This is a genomic window from Bacteroidia bacterium (assembly GCA_026932145.1).
Classification (GTDB): domain Bacteria; phylum Bacteroidota; class Bacteroidia; order J057; family JAIXKT01; genus JAIXKT01.
Window position 1 is genome coordinate 32,790 of the sequence record JAIXKT010000057.1, and the last position, 13,732, is coordinate 46,521.

The following is a 13,732-nucleotide window of genomic DNA, read 5'->3' on the forward strand; positions in this document are numbered from 1 at the left end:
ATCCTAAAACTTCTCTACCAAAATTTGTAATCCTTTCACAAAATTGGTTTCCGGCTGATACATCAATTCAGTTTGTGCACGAACGATAGATGCCAGTGAGTTCTTTATATCTCCAATACGTGGTGGTTCAAACTTTGGCTCAATATTTTTTCCTAAAATGGTATTTAGATGCTGAATGAGATCTAACAAAGAATGGGTGGAATTACAAGCAATATTAAAAACTTTACCGGAAACATTAGGAGAATCGCAGGCTAAAAGATTTGCATTAACTACATTTTTTACAAAAGTAAAATCTCTACTTTGGGTTCCGTCTCCGTGGACAGTAGGCTTTTGAGCCTTTAACATAGCACTTAGAAATTTCGGAATCACCGCTGCATATTGAGAATTAGGGTCTTGTCTGGGGCCAAAAACATTAAAGTATCGTAAGGCAACGGTTTCTAAGCCATAAACTTTATGAAACACTTGGCAGTAGTGCTCCCCTGATAACTTGCTTACAGCATAAGGAGATTTCGGGCTGGGTGTCATGGTTTCAATCTTAGGAGATTCAGGGTTATCTCCATAAACGGAGGATGAAGAAGCATAAATAAACCGTTTAACACGAGCTTCTTTGGCAGCATATAGCATCGTTAGGGTTCCGTTTGCATTTATGTCATTGCTAGTAATCGGGTCATTAATAGAGCGTGGCACAGAACCCAATGCGGCTTGATGTAACACAAAGTCTATTCCCTTAACTGCCTGCAATGCAACATGATAATAGCGGATATCTCCCTCTATTAACTCTATATCGTTTATAAACTGATCTAAGTTTCGGCGATACCCAGTTGAGAAATTATCCAACACACGAACAAATTCTCCGCGTTTTAATAGATCTTCAACAATGTGTGAACCAATAAAACCAGCACCTCCGGTTATTAAATAACGAGCCATATTATTGTAAATTCAATAAAAATAATTTTTTAACTAATAAAATAACCTCTAAATATAGGTGATTAAAAAAATGATAACCCATAGAACACTCAAAAACGCGCTGCCTAAACATCTTTACTTTACTATTTATCATGATATTTTAGAGAGCAATTTACAAATAAAATTTAACTGTGTTAGGTAAATAATGGAGTTTTTTCTGCTAATTATAAAGTCATTTTAAGTATGTTAGATTTTCTTTCGGAAAAAATATTTGATTTTTCTGCGAATTTTTTGAAACCAAGGCTCATCCTCTTCATAATATCCATATCCATACCCATAGCCGTAGTAGCCGTATCCATACCCATGGTCTTTGCTTACGTCATTGAGCAAAATGCACAGATTACTAATTTTTTTACTCTGGTGCAGTTCATCTACATAGTCTATAAAATCTACCTTAGTGATATTTTGTCTGGTAACAAAAATATTTATATCTGAAAGTTTTGATAATATAAGGGCATCAGTTACCAATCCTATTGGGGGAGTATCTAAGACAACAAAGGAGAAATTTGCTTTTAAATACTCTATAAGTTCAGGCATCTTGTTGTCTAACAGTAATTCAGATGGATTGTTAGTATCTGAGCCAGAGGGGATTACGTACAGATAATCTGCTTGTGTTTGGTAGATTACATCCTGAATTTCTTTATTTCCTTTCAAATAGTCTGTTATTCCGGGTAAGCCTCTGACTCCGGTATATTGTCCAAGTCGCTCTTTTGAGTCAGGTGAAGTTACGGGCATTGCATTTAAGTATTCATGGATTTTGGGTTTTCGTAGGTCTAAGCCTAAGATAATGGTCTTTTTTCCTGCCATAGAAAGTGCAACGGCTAAGTTTGTAGCAGTAAAGGTTTTGCCTTCGTTTGCAATTGAAGAGGTAAGTAAAATAACTGAACCTTGTTGATCTTGTCCTGTTCTTTTGTAATAGTTTATATTTGAGCGCAAGATTCGGAAGGCTTCTGATACGCCGCTACGTGGTTTTTCAAAAGTGATTAGCTTATGACGTTTGTTGCTATCATAGTTATGCGGAATACTCCCCAAGAAAGGAACATCTGTTTTTTGGGAAATCTCAACTTTATCCAGAATCGTATTTTGGGAAAAGTGTTTTGCTAAAATAACGCCTAATGGGATAAAAAGCCCAAGAAAAATAGCTGCTGCATAAACCAAAACGGGTTTTGGAAAAACGGGATCGTCAGGGTCCAGCATAGCCGGCTCAACAATCTGAACATCAGGCGTATTAGAAGAACGACTGATTGCTGCCTCCGTCCGTTTTTCCATCAAAAACACATACAAATTCTCACTCAGTTTATAATTCCGCTGGATATTTACTAACTCCCGCTCTGACTTGGGGAGTTGCTTAACAGACTGCTCCACTTGCTTTATCCGATTATTCAAATCATTCATAGCTAAGCTATTAGCAGTAAGTAAGTTATTTACATTTTCTAAAATTTTATTGCGTAATGTCTTTATTCTATCTTCCAAAAGTTTTACTTGCGGGCTTTGTATCATTCCTTGATCTAAGTAAACTTTCTTTTCTAATTGAAGGCTGATTAAATCCATCACTAACTTATTCAGAATAGGATCTTGATTTTCTCCCAATGAAAATGGGAATATACCGTTGTTGAAATCTTCGTTATTAATGTTATTTTTAAGGTATTCGTAATATTTCTGGGCGATTATATATTTTGCACGCTCTTCTTCTAACTTGCTGAGTTCTTCCAAGAGCATTTTGGCTTCTATACTAAGGTCGGCAATTTGATAGGATGATTTAAACTGCTCTAATTGGGCTTCTACGCTGCCTAAAGTATCACTAGTTTGTTTGAGCTCTTTATCAATAAACTCAATTGTCTTAATTGACACTTCATTTTTTAGGTCTAAATTTTGAGAGGCATAATTTCGGACTAATGTCTGCAAAAAATAGACGGCCTTTCTCGGTACATTTTGTTGTATTGAAACATCTATGATGGTAGAGCCAACAGGTTCTGGATTTACTACTAACCGGCGTTTATAGTCTGCAGCTAACCGCTTCAAATTATGTATTCTGAATGAATAATTTGTAATAACTATGTCTTTAACGATTTTTTCGGGCTTTACCAATCGTAGTGCAAATTCAAAATTACCGACCTTAACAATTTGATTAAACTGTACTTTTTGGTTTATCGAAAACGGCCCATAAAATATCGTTCCTTCACTTTCAGCAGTAAGTTGGTAGGTTTTGCTATCAATCAAAGTTACTTTAAAATCAACCCCATAAGGTAATGAGGAATCACAAGCAAATACCTTTGCTGTATCTACAACAATGGCAAAGGGGTTGTCTTCATATAATTCAATGTTATTGAATAATCCCTTAGAGTAGAATGATACCCAGAATCCTAACTGCCTTAATGATAGGAATATCAGTGGCTGTGAAGTTATGATTGTAGATTCGTTGAATACTTTTTCCTTTGTTTGAAAAGTGATTTCGCCGAATAAAATTTCGGAAGGGTCTTGGAAGCCGCCACTATCTTTGATTAATAGGGTTGTTTTTGCTTGAAAAACGGGAATGCTGTACCGTAAGAAAAGCCACGCTAAGAAAATAAAAAATATTAGGGAAAAGAGTATCCAGTATTTATTGGTTTTTATACGGCGATAAAACTTTTTAAATGCCTGAGTATCTCGGCTTTCTTGATTGGGTTGCGAAATAAAATCTGCCATGAATGTTTAACTAAAGGCTACTTGCGCGTAAGCACATTCAAGATGATTGCTAAAGTTGATAAAAGTGGTAAAACCCACATCGCGTTATTCATAACGAATTTTTTGGCTTTCATAGGTTTTATGTAGATAATATCGTTTGGGCGAAGATAATAATCTTCTGTTGTCAAAGTTCTTTGATTCGTCATATCCATGTATAAGACTTTGGCTTCTCCGGGGTTGCCGTGTGTACGCACAACTTTTATGACTTCTCGGTTTGCCCATGGTGAAAAGTCTCCTGCTAAGGCTATTGCGTCATAAATCGTTGGTGTAGTAAGATATACCGGATACAAGCCAGGATGCAGTACCTCTCCCATAACGGTTACGTTAAAATTCATCAAAAAAATACGAACGTTTGGGTCTGAAAAATACCTACGGGCAATAATCTTTAGCTCTTGCTGCATCTCTGAAATCGTTTTCCCCAAAACATATTGGTAGCCAATTGTCGGTAAATCTACCCGCCCGCTGTCATCAACCATATAACCTTTTAGGTATGGATGCTGGTTCGTACCAAGCCCAATAGTTGCCTCCTGCTCTGTGTTAAAGGGTATTATCGCAGAAGTAGCAATAGAACCCATCTGAATCGAAAGAACATCTCCTTTTTGTATTCGATAACTATAACTTGACCGTTCTACTGCAGAATTTTGAGAGTAGTCCTGCGATTTGGGAATAGATTTATTTTGAAAAAGCACTATTTTTTTGTTTGAAACGCATCCAGAAAGATTAGCTAATACGCTAATAATCAAAATGTAGCCAAAAAAAAATACTTTTGCAGATGTCTTTGAGATGGTTATAGAATTACCGACTTGCATTCGGCTTCAAATATAGGAACTTTGTAGAGATAAATAGATAGCAAAAGATGTTTTTTATTGCTGCCCAAGAACCTACGTATCAAAAACCATCAGATACCGGTGTGTGTATTGAATTTAGTTACTTTTGCACGGTATGATGAAAGCAGTTTATCATTTCGGGCGCTACTTAATGCTTCTCCGAATGTTCTTTGAGTCTCCTGAAAAATTTAAAATCTATTGGAGACTTACAATGCAGGAAATAGTAGCTATGGGTATCGGGAGTGTGTCTATCGTTTTCATTATTTCTGTTTTTATCGGTGCTGTTACAACGGTTCAAACTGCTTATCAATTGGTGAGTAACTTAGTTCCTAAGTCCACTATTGGAGCGATAGTTTCGACCTCTGCTATTTTAGAATTAGCTCCTACAATACTTTCTTTAGTGCTTGCCGGAAAAATCGGTTCACATATTGCTGGTGAGCTTGGGACAATGCGTGTAACAGAGCAAATTGATGCACTGGAAGTTATGGGAATAAACTCCGCATCATATTTGATTTTACCAAAGATTATCGGTGCCATGATTGCTTTCCCGTGCTTAGTGATTTTTTCTTGTTTTTTAACACACATTGGCGGTATAATAGCCGGAGATATGACCGGCGAAGTTACCGCAGCACAATTTGGGCTTGGAGCAAGAGAGTTTTTTGAGCCGTTTCAGGTTACTTTTATGCTTATTAAAGCTGTAACCTTTGGATTTGTAATTAGCTCTATTTCAGCCTATCAAGGATTTTATGTTAAGGGAGGAGCCTTAGAAGTAGGCCGTTCAAGTACCTTAGCCGTAGTTTATAGTTGTATCTTTGTGGTCTTTTGTGATTATATTTTAGCCCAATTGCTGTTATGATTGTTATCCGCAATATCTGGAAGTCGTTTGGAACCAATGATGTGTTAAAAGGTATTGATTTTGAATTTGAAAAAGGAAAAGTTAATATGGTAATTGGGGCATCAGGAAGCGGAAAAAGTGTCTTAGTTAAAAATGTAGTTGGCTTAATGACACCCAATCAAGGGCAGGTTTTTTTTGAAGACCGTGATTTTTATGCCTTACCGATACAAGAACGTAGGGAAATCAGAAAAGACATCGGAATGCTATTTCAATTTTCCGCCTTATTTGATTCTATGACCGTAGCCCAAAACGTAGCTTTTCCTTTAAAGACCTTTACCAATAAAAGTCAGCACGAAATTGACCAACGGGTTCAATTTTGTTTGTCCCGTGTAAATCTACACAATGTAGATCATTTATATCCGGCAGAAATTTCAGGCGGAATGAAAAAACGGGTCGGTATTGCCAGAGCGATAGCCAATAACCCCTGCTACTTATTTTGTGATGAACCCAACTCCGGCTTAGACCCACAAACTGCCTCATTGATAGATAAACTTATCCAAGAACTTACTTATGAGTATAAAACAACAACAGTTGTAATCTCTCATGACATGAACTCGGTTGTAAATATTGGGGATAAAATTATGTTTATCCACCAAGGGAAAAAAGCGTGGGAAGGCAGCCGATTTGATATTCGAAAAACAGATAACCCAATTGTAAACGCCTTTGTATTTGTATCTGACTGGATACGCCATGATTAGCAATAACTTATGGAGATAATCCGAATCGGTATTTTGTCCATTACATGGAAAGATCTATTAGACATCGGAATAGTTTCGTTTTTAATCTATGAAGCCTTAGCTATCTTTAAAGGTACTGCTTTTGTTCGGCTGCTGAGTATCATCTTGGGTGTCTTTATTTTATATGAACTTGTTGTTTTTTTTGATTTAACTTTACTTAAAGCACTACTTGGTCAGGTACTAAACGTAGGGTTATTAGGTACGTTGGTTATTTTTTCTCCGGAAATACGCCGTTTTTTGATTTTACTTACTAAAAATAGATTTTTAGATTTATTACAACGCTCATTCCGTTGGAGCAGCCAAGATGCTATTCCGCATAAAGAGGTTTTGTTAGCCGTAGAAGATTTAGCCCGAAACCGTGTAGGAGCAATTATTGCATTACAGGGAAGCTCTCCATTATCCCAAATTATAGACACCGGAGATATGCTAAATGCTGCTGTGTCGCACCGGCTTATCTTGTCTATATTCCAGAAAAACAGCCCGTTGCATGACGGAGCATTAATCATTCATCGAAATAAAATGATAGCTGCTCGATGTCTTTTACCGATGAGTGAAAATATGAATTTACCGGCTCAATACGGTACGAGGCATCGAGCTTCGTTGGGCTTGAGTGAGCAATCAGACTCCTTGGTGATAATAGTTTCAGAAGAAACCGGAAATATATCGGTAGCGTGGGCTGGAAAAATCTATTATAACTTAATACTTTCCAATCTGAAAAACATGATTCATACATTCCAAAAGGAAAAAACACCCATATCGTGAGAATAATAATCTTATTTTGGCTATCCCGAAAGTTTATTTTATCTCCCAGACTACCTACGGCAGTCAATCTAATAACGATAATATCCATCATCGGAATTTGTTTATGTACTGCTGCTATGGTAATGGTTCTTTCTGTATTTAATGGATTTGAAACCCTCATGCAAGAGCTATTTGCCAAAATAGATGCAGATATTCAGCTAACGCCGCGTAATGGGAAATATTTGGAATATCCTATTTTTCAAAAAGATTTACAGCAAGATTTTATCCAGTACCACACTCCTATTTTTGAAAATAGAGCGTTAGTTCAATACCAAGACAAACAAGTTATGGTAGTTTTGCGGGGTGTAAGCAACCAATATCAACTTGTAAGCCGCTATCAAGAAGCGATTTATGACGGAAAAAAGCAGTTAGATTCTGCCGGAGAATTTCCTACTGTATTGCTGGGGGCAGGGGTTGCATACCAGTTAGCAGCAAACCTTGAAGACAAACTCCACCCGCTAAAACTATTCACAATTTCAGAAAATGCAGACCTCCTGACAAATCCTGAAGCTGCTCTACAGCAAATCAATGCCTTTCCTGCTGGATATTTTTCTATCCAAAAAGAATATGACGACCAATTAGTATTAGCACCGCTTTCTGTCGTTCATTCTCTCTTTCAAGTAGATACATCACTTACTACAACTATCGAAATTCGGTTAAAACCCGGAACAAATCCCTTAAAAGCGAAACTCAAATTACAACAAATTGTTGGAAATAAAGCAATAGCAAGAACCTCAATAGAGCAGCACGAAACTATTTACCTCGTTATGCGCAATGAAAAACAAATAGCTTTTCTGGTAATATTACTGATGCTAATTATTGCTGCATTTAACTTAGTGAGTAGCCTAACGATGACTATAATCTCTAAAAAACGGGAAATAGCTGTTTTACAAACAGTTGGTGCAAATCAAATAGCTATTCAAAAGCTATTTCTGTGTTTAGGGCTTTTAATTTCCGGAATAGGAAGCCTAACCGGAATTGGGCTTGGCAGCACTTTGGTTGTTCTACAAGACAAATACAAACTGCTAAAGCTAAATGGCGGAGAAACTTTCTTATTAGATGCCTTCCCGGCAACTTTACAAAGTTTAGATTTGGTACAGATTATGGGAACAGTAATCGTTATTACTTTAATAGCAAGCTATTGGCCGGCTAAGCAAGCCGCTAAAAGGCTTATTATTGAAAACCTGCAATACCGTTAAACTTAACTTCCTTCGCTTTCTCCGTCATTGCTAACTTCTCCGGCAACTTCTTCTTCCAGTGTAGATAAAAAGATTGCTTCTATTGCTTCCTGAACAGTAGGTAAAATATTGAGTACCTTATCTAATTGAGATATTTTTATCAATTTTTCTACATGCTGGTTGATGCAACACAAAATTAAATATCCATTTAACTGCCCACATAAACGATTGGCTATCAGAATAGAACTTAATCCTGAGCTATCAATATGTCGGGTTTTTTCTAAATCTAATATGATATTCCGCACTCCCTCTGCATTCAGCATCAAAAAATCACTTTTTAGTTCCGGCGCATTTCTGGTGTCTAATTTTTCTTCCAGAACTTTTAGGATAGTGTAATTTTCTTGTTTATCTAAGGTGATTCGCATAGCAAAGTTATGAATCGGCAAAGTTGAGAAATACTTCGCTTCAAAAACCTTTTTTATACCAAAAAAAGCTGCCTTTTTAGGCAGCTTTTTTTGGTATAAGGAATAAGTTAAATTATTCTTTTACGATTTTGACAACCCTGCGAACGTCTCCGCAAGAAATCTCAACCATATAAATTCCGGTTTCTAAGTCAGAAACAGAAATTTCTCGAACAATAGAACCTGTCGTTACTGTTTCTTGGTAACGTTTTACGGTAACGCCCAGAATATTAACAAAAGAAACTTCCAATTTAGAATCTATTTCGGGCATAGCAGTTATGACCAAAATATCGTGCATTGGGTTTGGATACGCAGAAATATCAGAAACAAAATCATCTGTTTTTGAAACATTCGTGGTAAATGAACCCATTGCTGCATAACCGGTAAATGCACCTGTGTTGCAGAAAGTTTTAACTTTTACTTCGTAAGTTGTATTGGCAGATAATCCGGTTAAGGTGGCAGAATTGGTCATTGCTACTTTAAATAGCCAAATACCGCCCGTTTTTCTATAATTAACATAGAAGCTATCGGCAATAGAGGCAGCGTCCCAAGTGATAGTCGCTTGGTTATTGGTAACACCGGAAGCTACTAAGTTACTTGCCGGAACACAAGCCATGGCGGTTGTAAAGTTAGGTCCAGATACCCTGGGTAGCGGTGTTCCATTGCAATACACAGCTATTTTCCACTCATAAGCTTGGTTATCTGGTTTTAGCTTAAAGATACGAATAGAATCTATGTCTGTCCAAACACGTCTTTGCCAATTGACAGCTCCTACTAAGCGGAAGTAGGTAACAACAGAATCCGGAGTTGTGTAAGGAGGGCCAGTAGGTAAGTCCCAATCCAAAGTTGCAGAATAAGCACTTAGATTAACAACTCGTAAATTAGTGGGCGTTGGGCAGACGGGTATCATTACGTTAATATTATAATCTTCCGTTTCTCCAAAATATTCTTCGGTACAAGACCCAGGTGCATTAAATCGGGTGGTACGAATACGCATCCGATGAACACCGGGATTAGCATTGTTCGGAATAGCTATAGAACCATTAAGATAATAATTAGCATTAGCAAAGTCTTCAAAAAGGACTTCTCCCGGGTCGTCAAAGTCAGTATCATCGTTAAAGTCCACCCAAATTTTACAATACTGTACTTCATGTTGAAAACTAAGTGATATGGGGTAGGTTGTTCCCGTAACGACATTAGCTGTTAAATTCTGGTAGTATGTATAGTAGTAAGGTTGATCAGAACAGCCTGTTGTATTATTAATACCGGCAAAAGTAACATTACTTATATAATCTCCAACAACGCAACCAACGCTATGAGAGGGTTGGCAATAGCATTTTGTAGGTATCTCCATATCTACAAACACTGGTGTAGAGGCAACAGTTGTTCCACAAATTACGTTGCAGCGATAATACGTAGCTGCAGTTTGGGAAACATATATTAAGGTATCAGTAGCATTACTAATATCTGTCCAAGAAGAACCGTCCAGAGAAGACTGCCACTGATAGGTTTGGTTTAGCCCTGCAGAGTTACCAGTTAAATTCAAAGGGAAAGAAATATTAGGGCAAATAACTGTTACTGGGCTATTTGCAGTTCCGGCAGTAGGTGGGTTTTGGCAAGGAGGGGGTATCATGATGTTGATTTTATAGTCTTCTGTTTCTCCATACGCTTGATTTGAACAGGTGGTAAAAGCAGAATTGTTCCAAACACATCTAACACGCATCCGATGAACTCCAGCAGGAGCATTTCCCGGGATAGCTACTAATTTACTAATACTGTAACCGGAGGCGGCCTGCGCAAATATCTCTTCACCCGGGTCGTCAAAGTCGCCATCATCATTAAAGTCCACCCAGATTTTTAAAAACTCATCACTATATCCAAATACAACAAACAGGCTATAAGAAGATCCGGCAAGAACATTAGCTGTTAAGCCGGAGTAATTTGTATAATAGTTAGGTGATGGGGAACAGCTTGTGGCGTTATTTATATCGCTAAACTTAAATCTGAAAATTCCATCACCTCCACTGCATCCACTTGTAAATGAGGGAGTACAGTAGCAATCATTTATATCTTTCATACCCACAAATACAGCGGAAGAGGCAACTGTTGTGCCGCAGGTTACATTACAACGATAATAAGTAGCAGCAGCCTGTGTAGCATAGAATATTGTAGTATTAGCATTACTAATATCCGTCCATATAGAGTTATCCGGTGAAGATTGCCATTGGTAAGTCTGGTTTAGTCCGTTAGAATTACCAGTAAGATATAGCTTAAAAGAAATATTCTTGCAAACATTAGCTGAAAGGCTATTAGCAGTGCCGGCAATAGGCGGATCTTGGCAAGGGGGTGCTGGCGTTATATTAATCTTATAATCTTCCGTTTCTCCGTAATATTGATAATCACAAGAGGTGAAATTAGAGTTATTGTAAACACCGCGAACGCGCATCCGGTGAGTTCCCAGCGGTGCATTATTCGAGATAATTATTGCATTGCTCATTGAACCTACTCCCCGCTGGGCTAAAATCATCTCTCCTGAATCTTCAAAGCTACCATTATCGTTGAAATCCACCCAAATTCTGCAAACCTCACTATAAAGATTGTTACCCAATGTAATAGATACAGAATAGGAACCTCCTTGATTAACATTGGCTATTAAATTAGGATAATATGTATAATACGGGTCGGGAGAACACGTGGTCGTGTTGTTAATACCGGCAAAAGTAAAGTTGGCAATATAATCATCATCAGTACAGCCGTCTGAATACTCAGGCGTACAGTAGCAGTTATCTATATCTTCCATATCTACAAATACAGATGAAGAAGCAACTGTTGTACCGCAGGTTACATTGCAATGATAATACGTAGCGGAAGTTTGCTCTATCCCACTATAAGATGCAGACGTAGCACCACTAATATCTGACCAAGTAGAGCCATCAGGCGAAGATTGCCATTGATATGTCTGATATAACCCTCCGGACTGGCCAGTTAAATCTAAGGAAAACGCAACGTTAGCACAAATCTTAGGCACAGAGCTGGTCGATGTACCGGCAGTAGGTGGATTTGTACATGGTGGTGGCGGGGTAAACAACACATAGGGATAATTTGTCCCATCATAGTTAGTTATATTGGTAGTAAAAACGGTTGTGCTGGGTACACGAGCAGCATCTAAAGTGATAAAATCAGTAGTGCTTGTAGAAATCCCGATAGAAGCGCCAAAGCTTCCATCCGTTGCCGTATTCGGTGAACCATATACATATTGAATGGTGTTAGTACCCTCTGAAAGTGAAACCTGAAAAGTAGCATTGGCAGCATTAGAACTCCAAGGGATAGTAACCCCCCACTGGATTACCAACACTCGGTTAGGAGCAGTACCAAAAAGCTGATACCTTATTTCCCCGCCTTGACCAGAAGCTCCCAACGATAGATTATTCCACCAAGGAAATAGTTTAGGTTGGTTTCTACTGGAATTTGTATTATTGAACTGATAGGAAGCAGCTATTCCGCCAAACCTCAAAAATCCGTCCGGCGAAACAGAATACTGAGTGTAAACAGTAGCTCCAAGGCTAAAATCAAAGCCAATATCTTGAACCGCGGAGGGGTCGTCATCATTTTCAGCAGACATGATGACTGTTCCACTGCTTAAATCATACCAAGTGCCTCCCGTACCGGTAGTAGTGGTATATGCATTTACCTGAGCTGTGGCGGAAGAAGCTAAGCTCCACACAACCACAGCAAGCACCAGCACCAAACGCCAGCTTTGCAATCGTGAAATAATAAAACTATACATAAAAAATATTCAGAGTTACTTGAAACTCCATACGCCAAAATTAATACAAAATAAAGTATTTCATGACTTTTTTTTAAAAAAATATCCTGTTTTTGTATTAGATGCTAATAATTAATTTGATAAATTAATTTCAAATCATTACTTAGTCTTTGGAAGCGTGAAAATATTTCCCCACTCACCTTCTTTTTTTGAGTGATTTGACGTACTTATTAGAGACTATGGACAAAACATTTTCTTGTTTTTTTTAACTATAAGGTAAGCCTTTTATAGTTAAAATCAATCTCTAAAATTTATATTTTATTGTTGGTCCTATTTTAGCAAACATCTAAACATCTTCGTTAGGCTTAGCGGTACATAACGTGTTTTACGGCCTCGATGGTGCGGTGGGTATTGGGGAGGTAGGCTTGGATGAGTGTTGGAGCATAGGGTAGCGGAACGTCTCTGCCGGTAACTCGTAAAACGGGAGCATCCAAGTAGTCAAAGGCGTATTTCTGAACCATAAATGTTATTTCTGAAGAAATGCTGGCTAATGGCCAAGACTCCTCTACAATTACTAAGCGGTTTGTTTTTTTTACTGACTGGATAACTGTTTGGTAATCAATAGGTCTTAGGCTTCTTAGGTCTATCATTTCGGCAGAAATTCCTTCTTTGGATAGTTCGTGGCAAGCATCTAATGCTACGTGCACCATTTTCCCGAAGGAAACGATGGTAACGTCATCGCCGGCGTGCTTAATATCTGCTGAAGCTATTGGGATTAGAAATTCATCGCTTTCAGGGACATCTCCTTTTAAGCCATACATAACTTCGGATTCCATGAATATAACTGGGTCAGAGTCTCTGATAGCTGTTTTGAGTAATCCTTTAGCATCTGCGGGTGTTGAAGGGCTGAGGACTTTAAGGCCGGGGCAGTTTGCATACCAATTTTCAAAGCACTGTGAGTGCTGTGCGGCTAATTGGCCGGCAGACCCGCTTGCTCCCCGAAATACAATCGGGATGTTGTATTGTCCGCCACTCATAGACAGAATTTTAGCTGCCGAGTTAATGACCTGATCAATAGCTACTAAGGAAAAATTAAACGTCATAAATTCGATAATAGGCCGTAGTCCTGCCATTGCAGCACCCACGCCTATTCCGGCAAAACCCAATTCAGCAATCGGTGTGTCTATCACACGTTCGTGGCCAAATTCTGCCAACATTCCTTCACTGACTTTGTAAGCTCCATTATATTCTGCAACTTCTTCGCCCATTAAAAAAACAGCAGGGTCTCTGCGCATCTCTTCGCTCATTGCTTCCCGAAGTGCCTCCCGAAATTGAATCTCTCTTGCCATTTCAATACAATTGCCGCAAAGCTAACTA

Annotated in this window: 10 protein-coding genes; 4 read left to right on the forward strand and 6 right to left on the reverse strand. The window is 38.2% G+C overall.

The genetic code is table 11. The features are described 5' to 3' along the window. Positions 1-3 precede the first annotated feature (3 nt). From LC115_13215 to LC115_13225, 3 genes are all read right to left on the reverse strand, one after another. Positions 4-927, reverse strand: coding sequence for an SDR family oxidoreductase (locus LC115_13215; GenBank protein MCZ2357628.1), 924 nt, complete (start codon positions 925-927; stop codon positions 4-6). Between the two features lie 225 nt (positions 928-1,152). Then, positions 1,153-3,651 carry a polysaccharide biosynthesis tyrosine autokinase gene (locus LC115_13220; protein ID MCZ2357629.1) on the reverse strand — a complete coding sequence of 833 codons (2,499 nt, stop codon included), beginning with the start codon at positions 3,649-3,651 and terminating at the stop codon, positions 1,153-1,155. Positions 3,652-3,668: 17 nt separating this feature from the next. Beyond that, positions 3,669-4,499 (reverse strand): polysaccharide biosynthesis/export family protein, encoded by an 831-nt coding sequence (locus LC115_13225; GenBank protein ID MCZ2357630.1) that lies wholly within the window; start codon positions 4,497-4,499, stop codon positions 3,669-3,671. Positions 4,500-4,632: 133 nt separating this feature from the next. Between LC115_13225 and LC115_13230 the strand changes: the two genes are divergently transcribed. The 4 genes from LC115_13230 to LC115_13245 are packed head-to-tail and all read left to right on the forward strand — an operon-like array spanning position 4,633 to position 8,149. After that, positions 4,633-5,373, forward strand: a complete 741-nt coding sequence (locus LC115_13230; GenBank protein ID MCZ2357631.1) for an ABC transporter permease — start codon at positions 4,633-4,635, stop codon at positions 5,371-5,373. Further along, positions 5,370-6,110, forward strand: coding sequence for an ATP-binding cassette domain-containing protein (locus LC115_13235; protein MCZ2357632.1), 741 nt, complete (start codon positions 5,370-5,372; stop codon positions 6,108-6,110). Before LC115_13230 ends, LC115_13235 begins: the two co-directional genes overlap by 4 nt. Positions 6,111-6,119: 9 nt before the next feature. Beyond that, on the forward strand, positions 6,120-6,911 hold the full coding sequence (gene cdaA, locus LC115_13240; GenBank protein MCZ2357633.1) for a diadenylate cyclase CdaA: 792 nt from the start codon (positions 6,120-6,122) through the stop codon (positions 6,909-6,911). Beyond that, a complete protein-coding gene (locus tag LC115_13245; GenBank protein MCZ2357634.1) occupies positions 6,908-8,149 on the forward strand; it encodes an ABC transporter permease in 1,242 nt (413 codons plus the stop codon). Before cdaA ends, LC115_13245 begins: the two co-directional genes overlap by 4 nt. Before the next feature lie 2 nt (positions 8,150-8,151). Here LC115_13245 and LC115_13250 read toward each other — a convergent pair whose 3' ends face one another. The 3 genes from LC115_13250 to LC115_13260 all read right to left on the reverse strand — a co-directional run bounded on the left by LC115_13250 (position 8,152) and on the right by LC115_13260 (position 13,704). Continuing rightward, positions 8,152-8,553: an STAS domain-containing protein gene (locus LC115_13250; protein ID MCZ2357635.1), complete on the reverse strand. Its 402-nt coding sequence runs from the start codon at positions 8,551-8,553 to the stop codon at positions 8,152-8,154. Positions 8,554-8,665: 112 nt separating this feature from the next. Then, a complete protein-coding gene (locus tag LC115_13255) occupies positions 8,666-12,376 on the reverse strand; it encodes a GEVED domain-containing protein (GenBank protein MCZ2357636.1) in 3,711 nt (1,236 codons plus the stop codon). A 344-nt stretch (positions 12,377-12,720) separates the two neighbouring features. After that, positions 12,721-13,704, reverse strand: coding sequence for a pyruvate dehydrogenase complex E1 component subunit beta (locus LC115_13260; GenBank protein MCZ2357637.1), 984 nt, complete (start codon positions 13,702-13,704; stop codon positions 12,721-12,723). Between the last annotated feature and the right edge of the window lie 28 nt (positions 13,705-13,732).

Excerpts from the sequence above, each read along its gene's own strand:
- LC115_13215 (MCZ2357628.1), bottom strand. The coding sequence starts at position 927 with ATGGCTCGTTATTTAATAACCGGAGGTGCTGGTTTTATTGGTTCACAC.
- LC115_13220 (MCZ2357629.1), bottom strand. The coding sequence starts at position 3,651 with ATGGCAGATTTTATTTCGCAACCCAATCAAGAAAGCCGAGATACTCAG.
- LC115_13225 (MCZ2357630.1), bottom strand. The coding sequence starts at position 4,499 with ATGCAAGTCGGTAATTCTATAACCATCTCAAAGACATCTGCAAAAGTA.
- LC115_13230 (MCZ2357631.1), top strand. The coding sequence starts at position 4,633 with ATGATGAAAGCAGTTTATCATTTCGGGCGCTACTTAATGCTTCTCCGA.
- LC115_13235 (MCZ2357632.1), top strand. The coding sequence starts at position 5,370 with ATGATTGTTATCCGCAATATCTGGAAGTCGTTTGGAACCAATGATGTG.
- cdaA (MCZ2357633.1), top strand. The coding sequence starts at position 6,120 with ATGGAGATAATCCGAATCGGTATTTTGTCCATTACATGGAAAGATCTA.
- LC115_13250 (MCZ2357635.1), bottom strand. The coding sequence starts at position 8,553 with ATGCGAATCACCTTAGATAAACAAGAAAATTACACTATCCTAAAAGTT.
- LC115_13255 (MCZ2357636.1), bottom strand. The coding sequence starts at position 12,376 with ATGTATAGTTTTATTATTTCACGATTGCAAAGCTGGCGTTTGGTGCTG.
- LC115_13260 (MCZ2357637.1), bottom strand. The coding sequence starts at position 13,704 with ATGGCAAGAGAGATTCAATTTCGGGAGGCACTTCGGGAAGCAATGAGC.